This is a genomic window from Kitasatospora sp. NPDC001603, from assembly GCF_040298365.1.
Taxonomy (GTDB): Bacteria; Actinomycetota; Actinomycetes; order Streptomycetales; family Streptomycetaceae; genus Kitasatospora.
The window spans coordinates 1-18,952 of record NZ_JBEPAA010000112.1 but is presented as its reverse complement, the minus strand read 5'-3'; the positions used below and the strand labels follow the sequence as shown (position 1 = coordinate 18,952).

The following is an 18,952-nucleotide window of genomic DNA, read 5'->3' as shown; positions in this document are numbered from 1 at the left end:
CGGGCGGTCCGGGCGCGGGCGGTCCGGGCGCGCGCTCGGCGCGGCAGACCGGGGGGCAGCCGGCGGCCAGGGCCGCGAGCTCCCGGCGGGCCGCGGTGTCCGGCGCGGGCCGCCAGCGCGCGTACCACTCCCCCGGCCGCTCCTGCTCCAGCGCGGGCAGCAGCCGCCCTCGCCCGACCAGCCGCCAGGCGAGGTCGTGGACGGCGGACAGCCAGCGCAGCGAGGCGCCGTACGCGACCTCGACGGTTTCGCCGCCCGGGAGCTCGACGGTCGCGCCCGGCCAGTGCGGGTCGTGCAGGGCACCCAGCAGCTGGGCCGCCTCGGCGGCGTCGAACAGCAGCGTCGGCACCCGCCAGGGGCTGAGCGTGACCCCGCGCGGCGCGGCTCCGACCGGCAGATCGGGCGAGGGCACCGGGCGGCCGCCGAGGGCGGGCAGCAGCAGGCCGGTCCAGCGCTCCGCCCCCTGGCCGGCGAGCCAGTCGAGGCCCGGCCCGATCGCGCCCAGCAGACGCGCGACGTCGGCGGCCGCGCAGGCGAACGGATGGGCGCCGGCCCGGGCGCCGTCCGCCGCACTCCGGTCGGCCGCCGCGCGGCCCTCCCGGTACACCGCGGCATCCTCCGCCCAGAGGGCGAGGCGGCCGTCGGCTCGCCAGAGCGCGTGCAGGGCGTACATCGGCCGGGGCCTTCCGGAGCGGTGCGGACAGCGGGCTTCCCAGCCTAGCTTCGAGGTCCGACAGGTCGGCCGGGCGGCGGGTGGTCGTCCCCGCAAGTACCCCCGCGAGGTCTGTTGACATCAAGTATCTTGACGTCGAGATTCATGTCCGGCAGGCTGCTCCCCGAACACCGGAACGGCGAGGGGCAGAGGTCATGGCACAGCACGGGGGCGGACTACTGGCGCAGCTGCGGCGGCCACCGGGCGGACGGGACGGGCGGATCATGCTGCTCGCCCAGTTCCTGGACCGGACCGGCACGGGGGTGTGGGCCGCGGCCTCGGTGCTGTACTTCACCTTCGTCACCCGGCTGGACGCGCAGCAGGTCGGCCTGCTGCTGGGCGTGGCCGCCGTGGCGGGCATCGCCGGCTCCCCGCTGGCCGGGCAACTGGCCGAACGGTTCCCCGTCCGGGGGCTACTGATCGGGTGCCACCTGGTGCGGATCGTCACGATGGGCCTGCTGCTGGTCTGCGACGGCTTCACCGCGCTGCTCGCCGTGATGGCGGTGACCTCCCTGGGCGAGCGGGCGGCCAAGACGCTGGAGATGCTATTCGCCACCCGGGCGACGGGCGAGCGGCGCTCCACCTACCAGGCACTCACCCGCAGCGCGGCCAACGCCGGGTACGCGCTGGGCGCGGGCATCGCGGCGATCGGCCTGGCGGTGGGCACCACCGACGCCTACCGGGCACTGGTCCTCGGCAACGCGCTGTCCTTCGCGGTGACCGCCGCCCTGGTGTGGCGCACCCGGGAACCGCGCGGCGGCGGCCGGGTCGCGGCGCGGGCCGATACGCCGGGCGCCCCGGCACAGGAGCCGGCGCCCAGCCCGTGGCGGGACCGCGGGTACCTGCGCTTCGTCCTCCTGGACATCCCGATGAGCCTGGACGACTCGGTGCTCAACGTCGGGCTTCCGCTCTGGCTGGTGAACCACACCTCGGCACCGCACGCCCTCGTGCCCGCCTTCCTCGCGATCAACACCGTCCTGGTGGTGGTGCTCCAACTCCGGGTCTCCGCGCGCGCCGAGGGCCCGCACCGCGCGGCGGCGGCGGTCACCCTGTACGGCGTGGCGATGTCGGCGGGCTGCGCGGTCGTGGCACTCGGCACCGGCGGCGGGGCCTGGTCGGCGGCGGCCGCCCTGCTGGCCGCCGCGATGCTGGTCACCGCCGCCGAGCTGATGCGGTCGGTGAGCTCCTGGGAACTGGCCGTCTCGCTGGCCCCCGAACGGGCCCGGGCCTCCTACCTGGGCGTGGCCGGCATGGCCCAGTCCGTCCAGAAGTCGGCCGGCCCGCTGCTGCTGACCGGCGCGGTGATGGCCGCCGGGCCGGCGGGCTGGCTCACCCTCGGCGCCGCCGTCGCGGGACTCTCCATCGTACAACGCCGCTCCTGCGAACGGCGGTTGGCGGCGCTCGCGGCACCGACGGCCGAACCGCCGAGCACTCCCCCGGGCGGAGCCGTCGACAGGGCACCGGAACTGCGCGCCTGAGGTCCGGCCTCCGGAGGAGTTGCCGCCCACGGACCGCGAGGTGGAGTCGCTCGGGGCGGGCGACGACCGAGCGGGCGGGCGTCGACCGGGGAGCGACACGCGGTTCAAGCCTCCGGCAATGGGAACGCTGCCGCCGGGGGTGGTCGGCATGGCAACGGCAGGGGGTACCGGCCCGGGGCCGGGGACCGGCCCCGGGCGGCGGTGGCGGGCCGGGGAACACTCCGGGCGGCGGACCCGGCGCTCCGCCCGGGCGGTCACGGCAGCAAGCCTTTCGAGCCTGGTTGGGCCACTGGTCCACCGTCCTCGGCGGTCTCGGGACGCTGCTCGCGGGCGTCGCCGCCGTCCTGACCTGGTGGCAGCTCTGGGGGAACGACTCCCCGCACCCGGCGCCCTCCGGCGGGCCGGCCGCCGCCGCCCCGGCACCGGCGAGCCCGTACGCGTTGACGACTCCGGGCCCGGCGGCCACCGCCACGGCGGCGTCCTGGGCCGGGACCTGGCGCGGGAGCATCACCCAGGGCCGCGAGAAGTACGTCCTCCTCGTACGGATCCGCGACGCGCAGATCGGCGAGGAGTTCGCGGACGCCGAGTACTCACCGCTCGGCTGCACCACGGTCTGGCTGCTCACCGAGCGCCTCCCGAAACGGCTGACCGGCCACGAGAGGGTCACCCGCAACACCCGGACGACGTGCGCGAACGGCGACTTCGTGCTGGAGCCGCGCAGCGACGGCACGCTCCTGTTCGACTGGGGCTCGTCCCGGGCCACCGGCATCCTGACCCGCGAGTAGCACCGCCCGGAAGCGCCCCGGCCGATCGCGGTACGGGGTGACCCATCTGGCCCATCTGGGATGCGGTGGTGGGAACTTGGGCCTACGTTGCGGTGCGAGGGGGCTACCGGACCGAAAGGTGAAGACCCGCCTCCAAGGATTCCGCCGCCACGTCGGAGAGCGGAGTCGGCGAGACGGCCCGGCACGATCCACGTCCACGACCAGCGTAAGAGGCGTCGACCGGCACCCCCTCCGAGGACACTAAGAGGGATTCCGGACCATAGGACGAGGCAGGCCGCCCTCGCACACGGAGCGCTCGACGCCCGTGTGAGCCGACACGACCGAGAGTGGCCCCGAAAGTGGCGCGACTCGCACACGGCTGTGACACCGTGCGCCAGGATGGAGCGACTCCCATGAGCACGGCCCCACCTGAGATGCCTCACTGACCCGACTCCATGGTCAGCGGCCTTCTGCCAGGCCACTTGGCATACGGGCAGGAAGGGCACAAGGCCGCGCAAACTGACAAGGCGGCGAGCGCCGTGGTCAGGGAGCAGTCCCCGCACGTACGGGGCCAATGACAAGTGCTCGCAGGCCAGTTCGAACAGCACGGAGTGATCCCCGCGCTCGCGGGGGTTGCTCCGGCCCCGGGGAATTCATTCCCCGGGGCCGCTGAGGGTACTTCCAGGAGGGCGCCGGCCCCGCGTCCGGCAGAGCATCAGTAGGCGATGGCCATCCTGATGCTGGGCTTGTCGATGACGTACCGGCTGCCGATCTGCTTGTCCGTCGTCCCGGCCGGGTAGAGCGTGACGGTGGGCCGGGCGTCCCGAGCGGTGTCCCAGCGGCGGATCTCGTCACACAGCCGGTCGGCAAGGCGCTGACCGGCCGGGCCGTGTCCGGCGGCGCCCAGCTCGAAGCGCACACCGTCTTCGGTCTCGCGGCGAGTCAGGGTGAGGTACGCGAGCGACTCTCCCTCGGCCAGAGCAGGGCTACGGCTGGGGATGGCGGGCTTGCACAGGCCGCTGTCGACGGCGGCCCGGTCAGCCTCGATCCGGCAAGTGGCCGGGTCGGTGGCGCTCAGCCGCAGCCACACACCGTCGAACGACTCGTCACCTCGGACCGTGATCCCGGAGGTGTCCTCGGCCTTCGGCTGGCCGAGGACACCCAGAAGGGCCGCAGGGTCGATCGACTGGTCTGCGTCGAAGTGCAGCGCGACCAGGCCGTCAGCGTCGATCGTGGCGGTGCGCTCGCCGTCTTGGCCGAGCATGGGCACGAAGCCGCACAGCTCGACGACATCGGAGACCATCCGGCCACCCTGGCGCTCGAGGCCCAGGCAACGGGCCTGACCGCGCCAGCTGAGCGGGACAACGAGACGGGCGCCGGGGTCCAGCTGCTCCCACCAGGCCGCGGGGATGTCCCAGGCTCCGACGGTGACGATCATTCGGTCAGGGTGGCCGTGCTCGGGCGCGCCGAGGGCACCGTCCCGGGTCAGCACGACGACGGCGGTGTTTCCGGTGGCGTCCAGCGTCTTACGGGCATGCGCGGTCACGTCCTCATCGATGTCGAGGGTGACGACCTTGCCGTCCGGGCCGACCAGGTGGGCCAGCAGGGCAGCGTTCCAGCCGGTGCCGGCGCCGATCTCCATCACGGTGTCGCCAGGCTCCGCCCTCAACCAAACCAGCATGTCGGCAACCAGCGACGGCACCGATGCGCAGCTGAGCGGCAGGCCGCCGGCCGGGTTCGCCTTGATGGTCACGGCCCGGTCCGCGTACGCCTGCTCGGCGGTGGCGTCTGGCACGAACTCGTGCCGGGGAACGGACCGCAGGGCGCTCTCGACGGCGGCCGTCAGCGGGTGGGCGGCCGCGATGGTGTCGACCATCCGGTCCCGCAGGGTGTTCGGGGAGGCGGGGGTAGCGGTGCTCATCGAGGTGCTGTCCTTCGTAGCGGGGCGGGGCGTGGTCAGCCGGCCAGGAGTAGGCAGGCGTCCCAACAAGAGACGGGCGGGGTGGTCACAGAGGTGGTGTGCTGGGCGAGGCGAAGCCCGGCGGTGCCTTCGAGCAGTCCGGTGCCCTCCAGCTGGTCGCCGCCGCGCAGGTGGCGGTCCATCAACGCGCGCAACTTCGGCAGCTGACGGGCGAGCCGGTCGTCGCGGGCATCGGCGGCGGCCCGCCAGGTGGTCAGTAGGAGGCCGGCCCAGCCGTGGCAGACGGTTGCGTCGGTGAGGTCGAACAGCTGGGCGGAGTCGCTGACGCACCCGACGAGGGCGTCCTCCGCGATCCGCTGCCGGTCTGGGTCGTGGAGGGCGAGACCGGCGAGCTGCTGGGCTCGGGCCTGACCGGGAGTGCCGTAGCACCACGAAGGGCGCTGCGGCCCGCCCTGGCTGACCTTCCCGGCCCTCCATTCGGCCCGGGAGAGCATGCCCGGCCACCAGGCCCGTGCGCCGTCGCCTTGGCGATGCTGGTCCAGCCAGGCGCAGATGCGGCCGATCGTGCCAGCCTGCCCGGGGACGCCGATGCCGTGTCTCATCGCCGTCGAGACTAGTGCAAGTGGTCCACAAATACCGTGTGCCAGACCGGCGTTGGCGTGTCCGCCGGGCCAGTGGCGGGACGGCATGTCGGCCGGGCCGTTCTCGCACCACCAGCCAGGCAGTACCTCGCCGCCGATGGTGACCGGGGCGGTCAGGCGGACCAGGAAGGACAGGACGTCCCGCAGTAGAGCGGTGTCGCCGTGACGGGCCAGCTGGTAGGCGCCGAGGCCGGTCAGTCCGCTGATGAGGTCCCACTCCCGCAGCTCCGGCAGCAGCCCGGCGTCGATCCGGGCGTTGGCGCTGACCAGGCGGGCTCGGGTGATCCGGTCGATGTGCGGGTCCAGGGAGGCCAGGGCCCGCCCGTAGGAGGGGTGCTGGGCCGCGTTGAGGACGAACCCGACGGCCGGGGCGCCGTTGAACAGGCCATCGTCGGGCAGCGCGGTGACGGGCTGGCGGGTCATCGCCGCCACCCACTGGTGGGCGTCCGCCCACTGGATGTCACCGGAGAGCGCGTACTCGATCTGTTCCAGCGCGCTCCCGGCAGCTCCGTCGGCCAGAGCCTGGCCCCAGCCCGGCGCCAGGTCGACCGCAGGCGGCTGCTGTACCCGGTTCACCGCTCGCCTCCAATCGCGGTCTGCCGGGCGCGGGCAGCCTGCCGGGCCAGGTAGCGGCAGACCTTCTCGCCGTCCGGATCGAGGCCAACGGCCCGGTTGTGGTGCATGTGCAGCAGGGACTCCAGCACTGCGTCCACGTCGGTGTCCTCGGACAGGCTCCGCCGGTAGGCGGCCAGCGCCATCGCGCGCTCCCGCCAGGCGGCACCGACCTCAGCTGTCCAGCCCCGCAGGTCGGTGTGCGAGCCGAAGCGAACCAGCGGGACGACCTGATCGGCGACAACTCGGTCCGCCACCACCGATACAACGGGCCGGGTCGCCAGCCAACCTCTGGCGACGCCGGGACCAAGGAAGCCCTCGGCGATGTGCACCATGTTCAGGGCGGCCAGCGCGGTCGGGTGGACGGCGGCCGGCGGCAGGTGGCGGAGCTGGGCGATCACCAGTCGGGAGTCCGCGGTGAACACACCCTCCACGGCCTCCAGCGCGGGGCCGGTGCCATACCGGCCGATCTCCGGGGCGTACGTGTCGAAGGACAGGCCGCCAGCCAGCCCGCTGTCCCGCAGTCGCTGACCCCACCGACCGACCGCTTCCGCGACCTGGTCGAACCCGCCGTCCGGGAGACGCAATCGAAGGCGGATGTGGTCGCTCTCGTTCGGGCTGCGGTAGCGGACGAACCAGCACGCCAGCTGGTCCAGGGAGGCGAGGAGCTGGGGCACATGGGCGGCGATGATCTCGGTGAAGTACTCCGGGTGGGAGGGGACCTTCACGTTCAGCCAGCGGCCGGCCGGGACGCCCGGCAGCGTGCCGTGAGTGCGTGTGTCGATCCTCGGCAGCGGCCCGACCAACGGCGACGGGGTGCCCGGTCCCGAGCGGGCGAGAGGTACGGCGATCTCGTGCGCGTGCCCGCCGAGCCAACCGAGGTCCTCGGCGGCAGCGGTCTCGGTGAGGAACGCCTGCCCAGCCCACTCCACCCGGTTGGCCAGGATCGCCACGTGCAACGGCTCGTCCAGGGCCAGCCGCAGAGTGCGGTCGTCGTCGCGTAGTTCCACCAGCGCCGGGCAGTGCCAGCGGTGCCGCCACCCGGGCAGGTCGGCCAGGTCCGCGCGGGTGACGAGCCAGCGGGCCGGGGCCAGGACGGTCCTGCCGTAGCGCACCCGGGGCAGGTACGGCAGCGACCGGGCGTGCGGGCCCCAGTCGAAGCCGGTCCAGGAAGGCGAGAACGCCCGGGTCAGGTGCGCGAGGAACCGAGCGATCGGCGGCGTCTGCTTCTCCAGCGCCAGCGCGTGGAACACCTGCGGCTCGACGACACGATTCCGGGAGACGCTGACCAGGTACAGCCGGTCGCGGGTCGCGGTGACCGCCAGGTCCTGCACCGAGATGACCTCCACCCCGTGGTCCACGGTCCGGTGCTCGCCCAACGAGATGACGTGCGGCAGGTAGGCGGGGACGCGAATGACGTTCTCCGAGTGGCGGAACAGCGGCGGGAAGGACAACTGCGCGGGCAGGGCCCCCTCCACGAGAGTCGGAATCCCCCGGTAGACCTCGGCGAGGCCCGCCCCGGTCGCGGCGACGGAGAACCGCGACGTGAGCGTCCCAGCCGCGCGCGCCGGTGCCACCGTGAGCCGATAGTCCCCGGAGCGGACAGCATCGAGGTCGGCGGCGTGGAGACGGGCGGAGATCTCGACGTGCGGCGCGACGTACCGGGCGTCGAAGCCCAGGTCACCCGACAGAGCTGCGATCGCCTCATCGGTGAGGACGATCTCCCGGCCGCCGTCGGCAAGCACCCGCCAGGCCAGCGCGAGCAGCCTCTCGTCACGCCCGTTCGGACCCCGCGTAGGAGGGGTCATCGTGCTGCCTGGGTACTCGGCCGGGTAACCGAGCCCAGTGGCAGGGTCGAGAAGTTCGGCCAGCGGCACCAGCGTGCCGGTGCCGTAGCGCTCCCAGAACGCGGAGTGGTAATTCCGCCAGACCACGTCACCGGTCGGCTGGCGGGTCAGCCGAAGCAGGGCTCCGGCGGCCCGCTCAAGTTCCCCGACGAGGGCGGCGGGCAGCCGGACGTCGCAGTCGAGGACCAGGTCCAAGGCCAGCGGCGTCCGCCCCTCCGCCGCAAGGCGGCGCATCCGCTGCCGGGTCGCCTCGCGCTCCCCGGCGAGGTCGCTGCTGAGGTCGGCGTGGTTGTGCCGGTGCAGCTCGTCGCGGATCGCGGCGAGTTCGGCCAGGATCGGCGCGGTCGCCGGGAGCGTCGCGGCGTCGGCCCGGTAGAGCTGGGCGAGGACGTGCGCGAGCGGATCGGTGACGGTCAGCGGAGCGCGGAGGCTAGTGAGCAGGAAGCCCCGCCAAACGAGTTCAGCCAGCAGGCCGGCAGCCTTGGCCCGCTGCACGTTGGCGGTGTCGGCGAGCTTATCGGCGAGGGCCGCGAAGCCCACGGGGAGCACGGCGGCCTCCTGCACGAAGGAGATCACGCTCGTGCGGCGGATGCTCAGCCGGCTCGGGCCACCCGGGTTGATCTGAAGACGTCCGCCGCGCTGGGCGGCGAGGTTGTTGAACACCACGTCGAGACGTTCGACCAGGTCTCGGTCGGCCTCCAGGGTGTCGGTGACCGCCGCCAGCCACTCGGTGTCAACGCGCGCTACCGGCCGGTGCCGGGTGCCCCACCGCACATCCGGGACAAGCCCGACACCGGCGTGGGCGACTCCGGCGAACAGGCCGAACGGGGTGGGGCGTCCGGTGGCCCGCAGCAGGTAGCGGGCGGCGGCGACGGCGGCCCGCCGGACCTGCTTGGGCTTCACCGGCCGGCCAGCCGCGATGGCGTCGACGCGCTCGGCCAGACTTGCGCTGGCCTCGCGGATCGCGGCAGCGAAGCCGGCGTCGGACCAGACCTCCTCCAGCCAGGCGCGGCATGCCGCCTCGTCGGCCGGGTCCGGCCACCGGTCGGGGACGCTGGCCAGCGGGGCGGCGGCGGCTCGCAGGAGGGCCGTACCGGAGTACTGGTAAGGCGAGCGGGCGTTCATCCATTCCTCCGCTGTCGGGGTCGAAAGGGGTGGTGCTGGGGCCGGGGACACGAAGTCCCCGGCCCCAGCGGTGTTGTGGATCACACGGCGCTGGCACAGGACGACGCGCAGGTCGAGGCGCATCCGTCCGAGGTGCCGCACGCCTTCGGCAGGCGGTCGCCGCCCAACTCGGTGGTGACCATCACGTCGAGGTCGAACGGGTCGGCCTCCGGGGCCTTCGGCATGAGCACGGTGGTGTTCACCATGTCGGTACTCCTTCTACGTCGCTCGGATTCGGTGTCGCCTCCCGACTGTCAGGGAGGAGTTCAGGAGCTCGGCCGGTGGCCGGGCGAAGGGCCTCCCGGGCCCAGTGTCGTCGGCGGGCCCGGGAGGAGAATGGGGGCTTTACGCACGCAGGGTCGGCATCAGCCGGGTCGACAGCAGCCCGAGTGCTTCCGACGGCTAGCCAGGCCGCTGTGACCAGTCAACGACTCTCAGTCGTCAACCGCAGGTGCCAGAGATGGGCGCGTTTCTCAGCGGGGGCCAGTTTGGGGGGCCAGGATGGAGGAGTGATCTAACGGCGCCCGGGGGTAGGCCGCATGATGGGTAGTCAGGAAATTGGTGCAATCCTCCGGGCCCTCCGGAAGCGCGCCGGACGAACCAGACCCGAGCAGGCAGAAGAGATCCAGCGCTTCCAGGGCGGCAGGTTCTTCGACCCCGACCGCCTCAAGCGCTGGGAGAGCGGTGCACGCATCCCCACTTCGAGTGACTTCCAGCTGATCGCCGACGCCTACGGCCTCCACCTGGAGCAGGTGCGGCAAGCCGTGATCCGGGCCCGTCAGGCCCGGCGCCTGGCTCAGCTGCACCCCTTGATCGAGCAAGAGACGGAGGAACCCCCGGTGGAACGACGATCATTCATAGGAGCAGTGCTCGCGGCGGGAGTGGCTTCCGAACCGTGGGGCCGGCTCGCGGCCGCGCTCGAAGGCGGCGCCGTCGACAAGGCGACCACCGCCCGGCTCGAAGCCACCACCGCCGAGATGTTCACCGCCGAGGAGCACATGCCCGCCCGGCTCCTCGCCGCCAGGCTCGCCGAGCACCTCGACACCATCACCACCGTCTTGCCGAACGCGGGCCCCTACCGGCGAGGCCTAACGATCGCCGCCGGCGAGACCGCCGCCCTCGCCGGCTGGCTGTACTGGGATCTCGGCGACCACGACACCGCCCGCCGCTACTACTCCACCGCCAGCTCCGCCGGCCGCCAGGCGGGCCACGGCGCCGTCAACGCGCTCGTCCTCGGCTACGCCTCGTACGGCGTCGAACCGGAGCGGTCTCGCGAGATGCTGACTGCCGCCCAGCAGCACGTCCGAGGCCAGGGCTACGCCACTGCCCGGTCCTGGCTGTGCGCCCGCGAGGCCGAGGAAGCTGCCGCCATGGGCGACCAGGAGGCCGCGGTGCGCGCCCTCGACCGCGCCCACACCGCCTTCGACTACGCCGACCCCGCCGGCGAGCAGGCCTGGGTGTCCTTCTTCGGCCCGGCCCGCCTCGGGTCGATGGGCGTCTCCACCTACGCGCGGCTCCGCCATCCCGGCCTAACCGCCGCAGCGGACGAGACCCTGGCAACGCTCGGCGGCCTTGACACCAAGGTCCGCGTCGCCGTCCTCGGCGACGTCGCGACCGGCTACCTCACCGCCGGCGACGTCGAGCAGGCCGTCACCGTCGGCCGCCAGGCGCTCGCCGCTACCGTCGAGACCGAGACCACCATGGGCAAAGTCCGCCTCCTCGCCCTGGCCGACCAACTCCCCGAAGGCAACAGCGAGGCCCGGACCTTCCGCGAGGAGATCCGGGCCGCCGTCATCTGACCTCAGCGCGTCGTCTCCGCCCGGATCCAGTCCAGGTAGCCGTCGGCGCCGACCGTCACCGGGACCCCGATGACCTCGGGCACGTCGTAGGAGTGGTGCTCGCCGATGAACTCGGCGAGCCGGCCGCCCAGATCGGCCCGAGTCTTGAAATCGACCCGCCACTCCTGACCGGACTCCACCTTGCCCTCCCACCAGTACACCGAGCTGATCGGATAGACCTGCGCGCACGCGGCCAAGCGCTCCCCGACCGCCTTCGCGGCCAGCTCGCGGGCCTTCGTCTCGTCGTCGTGGGTCGTCGTCACCACGAGGAAGTCACTGGTCGTCATGATCTGAGCGTATCGATCCAGATCACACTCCAGGAACCACGCCGACCGTCCGAAGCGGCCAGCGGGCCCGTGGCAGCAGCGCCGGACATACTGAGGACCACTGCCCCCACGCCGGCCCTACGACGGCGCGGGTGCATCGCCCTACGGACCATCAGCCCGCCCTGCGCGGCGAAACGTTGCCGAGCACCGTCCGGCTTGTGCGGCCCATCGGCCCCGCGCTCGCGGGGGTTGCTCCTACGCGGTCATCACGCTCGACGGCGACCGGGAATCGGCCCCGCGCTCGCGGGGCTCCGAGCTGTCGTGGTCCGTCAGCTGTGTCAGTGACGCCGGAAGCGCGTAGCGACGCGAAGGCTGGACGTCCAGAGCCAAAGCGGGCGCAAGCCGCATCCCGTCCCATCTGCCACCCGTGCACCCAGCCACACTGCCGCCTGAGCCTCGCGATGCCTACCTATCTCGAAGCTCCGCTTGCATGTGAGCAGAGCAGATGCAGAGCAAACCCAATGAGGGGGCGGCGACCAGGCAAGCCGGTCGCCGCCCCCTCGCACCCCCAAGCAAAGCCTCACGCCTCGCACCCAAGCGCGACAATGACCCATTCGGCGTAGACCCGAACGCCTCATCTGGCGTGCCATTGAAGGGATTTGGCTCTACGTTGCGATGCGAGGGGGCTACCCGAACGAGAGGCGAACACTGCCATGGCAGGGAAGTTCGAGCTGTACACCGACGAGACCGGCATGCACCGGTTCCGGCTCAAGGCGAGCAACGGCACCGTCGTGGTGACGGGCGATCCGCACGAGAGCCGGGACGACTGCATCAGGAGCATCGAGTCGATCCGGAAGCTCGCGCCCTACGCGGAGCTCAAGGAGACGGCGGCCGGTCAGGCCCGGTAGGGCGGACGCACCGCGCTTCGGGCGGGTGAGGGCGCAAACGCGGGTCGGTGGCACAATCGCCGACCCGCGTTCGTTTGTTCGACAGATCCCTTTGGCCGCCTGCACGCCGGATGCGGACAGAACGATGGCATGCGTGTCGTCATCGTCACCGAATCCTTTCCGCCCGAGGTCAACGGAGTCGCCCACAGCGTGCTGCGGACGGCCGAGCATCTGGTCCGCCGGGGCCACCAGCCGCTCGTCATCACCCCGGCACCCGCGCGGGGGGCCGAGTGCCCGCCGCACGTCTTCGGCGGCGGGACGGGGGCGGCCGAGCTGCCCGTGGTCCGCGTCCCGTCCGTCCCGCTGCCGGGCTACCCGCAGGTCCGGATCGCGCTGCCCGGCCGGCAGCTGACGGCCGCGATCGCCGGGCACCGGCCCGACATCGTCCACCTGGCCAGCCCGTTCGTGCTCGGCGCGCGCGGGATGCAGGCCGCCGCCCGGCTGGGTGTTCCCGCCGTCGCCGTCTACCAGACCGACCTCGCCGGGTACGCGCACGCCTACCGCGCGGGCCGCGGGCTGGGCGAGGCCGCGGCCTGGCACCGGATCCGGACCGTCCACCGTGCCGCCGCCCGCACCCTCGCGCCCTCCACCCCGGCGGCGCAGGACCTCACCGCGCACGGCGTGCCGCGGGTGCGGCTCTGGCCGCGCGGGGTGGACTCGGTCCGCTTCCACCCGCGCCACCGTGACGAGACGCTGCACCGGGCCCTCGCGCCCGGCGGGGAGGTGCTGGTCGGGTACGTCGGGCGGCTCGCGCCCGAGAAGCGGGTCGACCTGCTGGCGAGCGCCTCGGCGCTGCCCGGGGTGCGGGTGGTGGTGATCGGCGACGGACCGTCCGCGCCGGGGCTGAAGGCCGCGATGCCCGGCGCGGTCTTCCTCGGCCGGCGGACCGGGGAGGAGCTGGCGCGCTGTTTCGCCACCCTGGACGTGTTCGTGCACACCGGCCCGCTGGAGACCTTCTGCCAGACCATCCAGGAGGCGATGGCCAGCGGGGTCCCGGTGGTCGGCCCGGCCGCCGGGGGGCCGCTGGACCTGGTCGGCCACCGCCGGACCGGCCTGCTGGTGCCGCCGAGGGACGGCGCGGCGGTGGCCCGGGCGGTCACCACGCTGGCCGGCGACGCCGAGCTGCGGGCCGCCTACGGGCGGGCCGGGCGGGCGGACGTGACGGCCCGCACCTGGGAGGCGGTCGGGGACCTCCTGCTGCGGCACTACGCGGAGGTGCTGGCCGAGCACCGCGGTGGCCGGGGTCACGGGTGCGACCGGACCGGGCCACGAGGGCGCGGCCCCGACGGCCGACCAGGCGCGCCCCGCCGAGGGCGCCCCGGTGGCGGAGGAGCTCCCGGCATGACCGACCACAGAGCCTCGCTCCGGATCGTCCGGGTGGCGAACTTCGTCACCCCGGTCTCGGGCGGACTGCGCACGGCCCTGCGCCACCTCGGCGAGGGTTACCGGTCCGCCGGCCACACACCGGTGCTGGTCGTCCCCGGCGAGCGGCGGACGGAGGAGGAGACCGGGCAGGGGCTGGTGGTCACCCTGCCCGGACCGGTGCTGCCCGGCAGCGGCGGCTACCGGCTGCTCACCGACCGGCGGGCGCTCGCCCACGAGCTGACCCGTCTGGCGCCGGACCGACTGGAGGTCTCCGACCGCACGACGCTGCGCTGGACCGGCGGCTGGGCCCGGCGCCACGGCCTGCGCTCGGTCATGGTGTCGCACGAGAGCACCGCCGGGCTGCTCCGCACCTGGGGTCTGCCCGGCCCGCTCGCCACCGCGGCCGCCGACCGGCTCAACCTCCGCACCGCCCGCTCCTACGACACCGTGGTCTGCACCACCGACTGGGCGGCCGCCGAGTTCCGCCGCCTGGGCGTACGAAACCTCGCTCAGGCACCGCTGGGGGTGGACCTGACCGCCATGCGCCCCCTCACGGCCGCCGAGCGGGCGGACGAGCGGGCGCGCTACGCGGACCCGGGGCAGGCGCTGCTGGTGCTCTGCTCCCGCCTCTCGGCGGAGAAGCACCCCGAGCGCGCCGTCGACGCCCTCGCCGAGCTGTCCTCGGCCGGGCTGCCGGCCGTCCTGGTGGTGGCCGGCACCGGACCGCTCCGGTCGCGGCTGGCCACCCGGGCCGGGCGGCTCCGGCTGCCGGTGCGCTTCGTCGGGCACGTGGCCGGGCGGGGCGCACTGGCCCGGCTGCTCGGCTGCGCCGACGTGGTGCTCGCCCCCGGGCCGGTCGAGACCTTCGGGCTGGCCGCGCTGGAGGCGCTGGCGTGCGGCACCCCGGTCGCGGTCAGCCGGTCCTCGGCGCTGCCCGCCCTGGTGGGCCCGGCCGGTGTCGCGGCCGACGACACCGGCGCGGGATTCGCGGGGGCGGCGCGTGAGCTGCTCGCACGCCCCGAGGAGGAGCGCCGCGCCGCCGCCCGCGCCCGGGCCGAACAGTACGGCTGGCCCGCCGCCGTGGCGGCCTTCCTCGCCGCGCACCGTGCGGCGGCCGTGGTGCCGGCGCCGCTCGGGACGCCGCACCACGGGCAGCCCCGGGCCCAGGAGCGGGTGCAGGACCGGGCGGTCTCCCCGGCCGCCCGGGTGGAGGAGGCGCGATGAGCACGGCCGTGGTGGGCGACGAGGGCGGCGAGACGCTCCCGGGCACGGCGCGCCCGGAGGCGGTGACCCAGGAGCCCCCGCCCCTGACGGCGGTGGCCCCGGGCAGCGTGCGCGGGGAGCGGAATCCGGGTGCCGGGAGCGCCGTCGAGCCGGTGCGGTTCGTGGCCCTCGGCGATTCCCTCACGGAGGGCGTCGGTGACCCGGTCACCGGCGGCTGGCGGGGCTGGGCGGCGCTGCTCTCCGGCTCACTGGCTCCGCCGGGGGTCGGCGTCGAGTTCACCAACCTCGCGCGGAGCGGGGCCCGCACCACCGATCTGACGACCGAGCAGCTGCCCGCCGCGCTGGTGCTGCGCCCCCGGCTGGCCGCCGTGGTGGTCGGGGGCAACGACACCCTGCGGTCGGGGTTCGACATCGGCCGCACCGCCCGGGAGCTGGACACCACGCTCCGCGAACTCTCCCGCGTCGGCGCCCAGGTGCTCACCGCGTGCCTGCCCGACCCGGGCACGCTGCTGCGACTGCCGCGGCCGCTGGCCCGGCCACTGGCCCGCCGGATGGACGCGGTGAACACCGTGGTGCACGCCCTCTCCGCGCGCCACCGCGCCCTCCACCTGCACGTCGCCGGCCTGCCCTGGACGGCGCGGCGCGGCTTGCTGAGCGTGGACCGGCTCCACCCCAGCGCCGAGGGGCACCGGCTGATCGCCCGGGGCTTCCACGAGTTGCTCGCGGCCGCCGGCCGGCCGCTCGGTCCGGCCCCCACCGGCGGTCCCGTCGACCCGCCCCCGGGCGCCGTCGCCGACCTCTGGTGGATGGCCACCCGCGGCACCAGCTGGGTCGCCGAACGCAGCACGGACCTGCTCCCCGGCCTGCTCGCGCTGGCCGCCGTCGAAGGCTGGGCACGCCTGCGCGGCGCCACCGGCCGCCACGACGAGCGGATGGCCCGGGCGGCGGCGGCCGCGCTCGGCGCGCTCGCGCCGGTCGACTCGGACCCACGCGGACCGGTCGACGCGCTCGCACCGGCCGGACCGCACGGCGGCCCGCCGACGTGATCGCGCCTCACCGCCGGACGGACCGCTACCGCCAGTACCGCCCGTTCCGGTGCCGCCCGTTCGCCGCGGTGACCGGCGGGGAACCGTTCGGAGCCGGTGAGGTGTCGTGGTGAGCAGCGGGCGGATCGACCCGCCCGGGTCGAGGAGGGAGTCGGAACGATGACGGACCGACAGAGCGGTGACTTCGGACGTGAGTTGATGGCAGCCGCCGGGGTGCTCTTCCCGTCCGCCGACGGCCGGGTGCTCGTGGTGCGGCTGCCGTACGACCGGAAGCACCCGGTGGCCGTCCCCGGCGGGGGCTGGGATCCGGAGGACCTGTCGCCCCGCGCGACGGCCGTCCGGGAGGTCCGCGAGGAGCTCGGGTTCACGCCTGTGCTCGGCCCACTGGCCTGCATCGACTGGACGCTCGACGATTCCCGCCCGCCGATCGCCGCACACCTCTACTGGGCCGAACCGCTCACCCCCGAGCAGTCGGCCGCGTTCGCTCCGGACACCGCCGAGGTCGGCGGGTGGACCTGGCTGACCGCCGAACAGGCCGCCCACGCGCTGCCGCCCCGCCTCTCCCGGCGGGTCACCGCCTGTCTGCGGGCGCCGCGCTCGGCCGGTCCGCTGGAGCTGGAGGACAGCCACCCGGCCGGGCACACCCTGGAGCATCTGACGGTCGAACCACCGCCGGAGTACACCCGGTTGGCGGGTCTGGCGCTCACCGGGGACACCACCGGGACGGCTGTCGAGCCGTCGGCTCCCCCGATGGACCGGGCGGGCTACATCGCCAGCCGGCCGCGGATCCGGGCGAAGGCCCGGGCCGTCTTCACCGACACGACCGGGCGGGTCCTGCTGGTACGCCTGCGGCCGTGGCCGGGCGGCGGCGAGGAGCCGTACTGGACGCTGCCGGGCGGCGGGATCGAGGCCGACCGGGAGCTGCCCCGGGCGGCGGCCCGGCGGGAGATCCGCGAGGAGCTCGGCTGGGAGTACGAGCCGGGCCGGCTGCTGGCCCTCGACTGGCTGCCCGGCCGGGGCGCGGACCCGGCTCACGACCGGGACACCGCCGTACTCGTCTACCTGTTCGACGGCGGGACCGCGTCGGACGAGCGCCTCGCCTCGATCACGCTGCCCGAGGACGAACTGGTCGAATGGCGGCTCTGCGACCCGGCCGAGGCACGCGCGCTGCTGTCCGCCCCGTCCTGGTCGCGTACTGCCGCCGCGCTCGCCGCCCGCGGCGGCTCCGGCGGACCGGCCGAGCTGGTCGAGGGCCGACCGGTGAGCTGACCGGGCGGCCCGGCCGGTGGCCCCGGTCCACACTGGAGGCATGGAGAACGTGATCACGGACGTCCTGGCCGGCCGTCGGGTGGAGTCGGTCCGCGGCGGCGGGCGGCTCGACATCGACCTGGACGGGCCGGTGACCGTCCGGGTGACGCACGAGTTCCGCTTCGCCGTGCCGTCCGGGGTGGAGCGCTACTACCCCGCGCCGGCCGTCCGCCCGACCGCCCGGCTGCTCGCCCTGGTCGGCCGGACGGTGGGAACCGCCCGGGTGACCCCGGCCGGTGGGCTGGAGCTGGTCTTCGACGGCGACACCGTCCTGTCCGTGCCGCCGCACGCCGTGGTCGCGCCCTGGACGGTGCTCACCCCCGAGGGGGTCGTCTGCTCCGGGCTGGCGGGTGGCGAGGTGACCTGGACGGGCGGCCCGGACCGCTGAGCGGGCCGCACCCGCGGCCGGCGGCCGGACCGGCGGCCGGGCCGGACCCTGCGCCGCGCGACGCAGGGTCCGTGCCACGGACGGGTCGACCGGACCTCGCCTGGGGCTCCGGGCCGTTCCGGCCCCGGAGCGGGTCAGACCTCCATGTCGGCCTCGATCTTCGTCAGCTGGTGGCGGGCCATCGCCAGGTTGGCCCGGCTCTTGTCCAGCGCGAGGTAGAGGAAGAGGCCCTTGCCGCTGCGGCCGGTGAGCGGCCGGATCAGGTGGTACTGGCTGCTGAGGGTGATGAGGATGTCCTCGATGCCGTCCTGTAGGCCCAGCATGTCCATCGTGCGCATCTTGGCCCGGACCACGTCGGTGTTGCCGGCGGCGGCCACGTTGAGGTCCAGCCCGCCGGGGCCGTCGAGGGTGGCGAGTGCCATGCCGCTGTTGTAGTCCACCAGTGCGGCACCGAGGGCGCCTTCGATCACGGTCATGGTCTGCTTGAGCGCGCCTGCTGCGTCCGTCATGTCGGTTTCTCCGGTTCGTTCGTGGGTTGGGGATCGGTGGGACATCGATAGGTGGGGAAAGTCGGAAGTCGACACGTCGACAGGTCTGCCCGTCGACAGATCTGTCCATCGACCGGTCTGTCGTCGACCGGTCGCCGGGTCGGCGGGTCGGCGGGTGGTGCTTCGGGCGGCGGGCGGTCAGCCCACCTCCTTGGACTCCCGCACGTCCTTGGGCGCGAGGGAGTCGGCGAGGAGCTCGGCGATGCGCCCGGCGGAGCGCCTGGCCTCCAGGTGCAGCCGGCCCACGTTCACGTCCGGGTGCGCCAGGAGGGTCAGCACACAGCTTCCGCCGGCCGCGTAGGTGGCGACGTAGCCGTGCTCGCCGCGGACCAGCGACTCCCGGAAGTCGCCCTGCCCGGTCGTGTCGGCGAGCCGCTGCGCCAGGCCGAGGGAGGCCGCCGTCATCGCCGCCAGGCCCGAGGGTTCGGTCCCGTGGGTGTCGTGGGCGACCAGCAGGCCGTCCACGCTGGCCACCAGCCCGCCCGCGAGATGCGGTACCCGATGCTTGAGGGCGCGGAGTTCGGCCAGCAGCTCGGTCTCCAAGGCGATCAGTTGTCTCCTTCCGACACGCTGCTTGAGCGCCCGCCTCATGGCCGTGAGGACGGAGTCGCGGGCGGAGAGAGGTTCAAAGTCGGGCCTCCAGAAGGTCTCGGACCCGGGTCAGCAGCGCGATGTCCGGGTCTGGAACGGTCAGCGGGTGGGTCGCTGCCGGGGTCGGTGGAAGAGCGGCGGAGTGGGTGGCCCCCGCCGGGACTAGCCCGGCCAGCGCGGCCCCGGGGACGCGGCGGCACCGACGGCCGGGTCACCCAGGTCAGCGCCGCCGGCGAGCTGCCGTGGAACTTCGACTACGGCAAGGCCGCCACCGACCAGGACCCCGGCCGCC

The 18,952-nt window shown here is 74.1% G+C and carries 15 protein-coding genes and 2 pseudogenes; 9 read left to right on the top strand and 8 right to left on the bottom strand.

Annotation, left to right across the window (positions count from 1 at the left end; genetic code table 11):
• Nucleotides 1-673 (bottom strand): annotated as a pseudogene (locus tag ABT263_RS36340) (hypothetical protein); the annotation flags it as partial.
• Between the two features lie 194 nt (nt 674-867).
• Between ABT263_RS36340 and ABT263_RS36335 the strand changes: the two are divergent.
• Both ABT263_RS36335 and ABT263_RS36330 read left to right on the top strand, forming a co-directional pair.
• The gene (locus ABT263_RS36335; RefSeq protein WP_352297578.1) at nt 868-2,190 is read left to right on the top strand and encodes an MFS transporter; all 1,323 of its coding nucleotides are present in this window, start codon (nt 868-870) and stop codon (nt 2,188-2,190) included.
• Nucleotides 2,191-2,471: 281 nt separating this feature from the next.
• Nucleotides 2,472-2,975, top strand: coding sequence for a hypothetical protein (locus ABT263_RS36330; RefSeq protein ID WP_352297575.1), 504 nt, complete (start codon nt 2,472-2,474; stop codon nt 2,973-2,975).
• 694 nt (nt 2,976-3,669) lie between these two features.
• Here the strand turns inward: ABT263_RS36330 and fxlM are convergent.
• The 4 genes from fxlM to ABT263_RS36310 form a co-directional block, all read right to left on the bottom strand.
• Entirely contained in the window at nt 3,670-4,875 is a 1,206-nt protein-coding gene (fxlM, locus tag ABT263_RS36325; RefSeq protein ID WP_352297572.1) for a methyltransferase, FxLD system, read from the bottom strand.
• Nucleotides 4,876-4,910: 35 nt separating this feature from the next.
• Nucleotides 4,911-6,092, bottom strand: a complete 1,182-nt coding sequence (locus ABT263_RS36320) for a lanthionine synthetase C family protein (protein ID WP_352297569.1) — start codon at nt 6,090-6,092, stop codon at nt 4,911-4,913.
• Nucleotides 6,089-9,100 carry a lantibiotic dehydratase gene (locus ABT263_RS36315; RefSeq protein WP_352297567.1) on the bottom strand — a complete coding sequence of 1,004 codons (3,012 nt, stop codon included), beginning with the start codon at nt 9,098-9,100 and terminating at the stop codon, nt 6,089-6,091. The genes ABT263_RS36320 and ABT263_RS36315 overlap by 4 nt, the downstream gene beginning before the upstream one ends.
• A gap of 80 nt (nt 9,101-9,180) precedes the next feature.
• Nucleotides 9,181-9,345, bottom strand: a complete 165-nt coding sequence (locus ABT263_RS36310; RefSeq protein WP_352297564.1) for an FxLD family lanthipeptide — start codon at nt 9,343-9,345, stop codon at nt 9,181-9,183.
• Nucleotides 9,346-9,678: 333 nt separating this feature from the next.
• Between ABT263_RS36310 and ABT263_RS36305 the strand changes: the two genes are divergently transcribed.
• Nucleotides 9,679-10,938 (top strand): helix-turn-helix domain-containing protein, encoded by a 1,260-nt coding sequence (locus ABT263_RS36305; RefSeq protein WP_352297561.1) that lies wholly within the window; start codon nt 9,679-9,681, stop codon nt 10,936-10,938.
• A gap of 2 nt (nt 10,939-10,940) precedes the next feature.
• Here the strand turns inward: ABT263_RS36305 and cutA are convergent, their stop codons facing one another.
• On the bottom strand, nt 10,941-11,264 hold the full coding sequence (gene cutA / locus ABT263_RS36300) for a divalent-cation tolerance protein CutA (protein WP_352297558.1): 324 nt from the start codon (nt 11,262-11,264) through the stop codon (nt 10,941-10,943).
• A gap of 692 nt (nt 11,265-11,956) precedes the next feature.
• Between cutA and ABT263_RS36295 the strand changes: the two genes are divergently transcribed.
• From ABT263_RS36295 to ABT263_RS36270, 6 genes and pseudogenes are all read left to right on the top strand, one after another.
• Nucleotides 11,957-12,151, top strand: coding sequence for a YegP family protein (locus ABT263_RS36295; protein WP_352297555.1), 195 nt, complete (start codon nt 11,957-11,959; stop codon nt 12,149-12,151).
• A gap of 129 nt (nt 12,152-12,280) precedes the next feature.
• A pseudogene (locus ABT263_RS36290) lies at nt 12,281-13,423 on the top strand (glycosyltransferase family 4 protein); the annotation flags it as partial.
• 108 nt (nt 13,424-13,531) lie between these two features.
• Nucleotides 13,532-14,779 carry a glycosyltransferase gene (locus ABT263_RS36285; protein ID WP_352297581.1) on the top strand — a complete coding sequence of 416 codons (1,248 nt, stop codon included), beginning with the start codon at nt 13,532-13,534 and terminating at the stop codon, nt 14,777-14,779.
• Complete coding sequence (locus ABT263_RS36280; protein WP_352297552.1) at nt 14,776-15,825, top strand: SGNH/GDSL hydrolase family protein; 1,050 nt, start codon at nt 14,776-14,778, stop codon at nt 15,823-15,825. Before ABT263_RS36285 ends, ABT263_RS36280 begins: the two co-directional genes overlap by 4 nt.
• Nucleotides 15,826-15,984: 159 nt before the next feature.
• The gene (locus ABT263_RS36275; RefSeq protein WP_352297550.1) at nt 15,985-17,094 is read left to right on the top strand and encodes an NUDIX hydrolase; all 1,110 of its coding nucleotides are present in this window, start codon (nt 15,985-15,987) and stop codon (nt 17,092-17,094) included.
• Nucleotides 17,095-17,134: 40 nt separating this feature from the next.
• Nucleotides 17,135-17,521, top strand: a complete 387-nt coding sequence (locus ABT263_RS36270) for a DUF6188 family protein (RefSeq protein ID WP_352297548.1) — start codon at nt 17,135-17,137, stop codon at nt 17,519-17,521.
• A gap of 134 nt (nt 17,522-17,655) precedes the next feature.
• Here ABT263_RS36270 and ABT263_RS36265 read toward each other — a convergent pair whose 3' ends face one another.
• Both ABT263_RS36265 and ABT263_RS36260 read right to left on the bottom strand, forming a co-directional pair.
• Nucleotides 17,656-18,030: a hypothetical protein gene (locus tag ABT263_RS36265; RefSeq protein ID WP_329490951.1), complete on the bottom strand. Its 375-nt coding sequence runs from the start codon at nt 18,028-18,030 to the stop codon at nt 17,656-17,658.
• A gap of 177 nt (nt 18,031-18,207) precedes the next feature.
• Complete coding sequence (locus tag ABT263_RS36260; RefSeq protein ID WP_329490950.1) at nt 18,208-18,612, bottom strand: roadblock/LC7 domain-containing protein; 405 nt, start codon at nt 18,610-18,612, stop codon at nt 18,208-18,210.
• Nucleotides 18,613-18,952 lie beyond the last annotated feature (340 nt).

What these genes read in the sequence shown, in the direction of transcription:
- ABT263_RS36335 (WP_352297578.1), top strand. Translation starts at nt 868, where the DNA reads ATGGCACAGCACGGGGGCGGACTACTGGCGCAGCTGCGGCGGCCACCG.
- fxlM (WP_352297572.1), bottom strand. Translation starts at nt 4,875, where the DNA reads ATGAGCACCGCTACCCCCGCCTCCCCGAACACCCTGCGGGACCGGATG.
- ABT263_RS36315 (WP_352297567.1), bottom strand. Translation starts at nt 9,100, where the DNA reads ATGAACGCCCGCTCGCCTTACCAGTACTCCGGTACGGCCCTCCTGCGA.
- ABT263_RS36310 (WP_352297564.1), bottom strand. Translation starts at nt 9,345, where the DNA reads ATGGTGAACACCACCGTGCTCATGCCGAAGGCCCCGGAGGCCGACCCG.
- ABT263_RS36305 (WP_352297561.1), top strand. Translation starts at nt 9,679, where the DNA reads ATGATGGGTAGTCAGGAAATTGGTGCAATCCTCCGGGCCCTCCGGAAG.
- cutA (WP_352297558.1), bottom strand. Translation starts at nt 11,264, where the DNA reads ATGACGACCAGTGACTTCCTCGTGGTGACGACGACCCACGACGACGAG.
- ABT263_RS36295 (WP_352297555.1), top strand. Translation starts at nt 11,957, where the DNA reads ATGGCAGGGAAGTTCGAGCTGTACACCGACGAGACCGGCATGCACCGG.
- ABT263_RS36285 (WP_352297581.1), top strand. Translation starts at nt 13,532, where the DNA reads ATGACCGACCACAGAGCCTCGCTCCGGATCGTCCGGGTGGCGAACTTC.
- ABT263_RS36280 (WP_352297552.1), top strand. Translation starts at nt 14,776, where the DNA reads ATGAGCACGGCCGTGGTGGGCGACGAGGGCGGCGAGACGCTCCCGGGC.
- ABT263_RS36275 (WP_352297550.1), top strand. Translation starts at nt 15,985, where the DNA reads ATGACGGACCGACAGAGCGGTGACTTCGGACGTGAGTTGATGGCAGCC.
- ABT263_RS36270 (WP_352297548.1), top strand. Translation starts at nt 17,135, where the DNA reads ATGGAGAACGTGATCACGGACGTCCTGGCCGGCCGTCGGGTGGAGTCG.
- ABT263_RS36265 (WP_329490951.1), bottom strand. Translation starts at nt 18,030, where the DNA reads ATGACGGACGCAGCAGGCGCGCTCAAGCAGACCATGACCGTGATCGAA.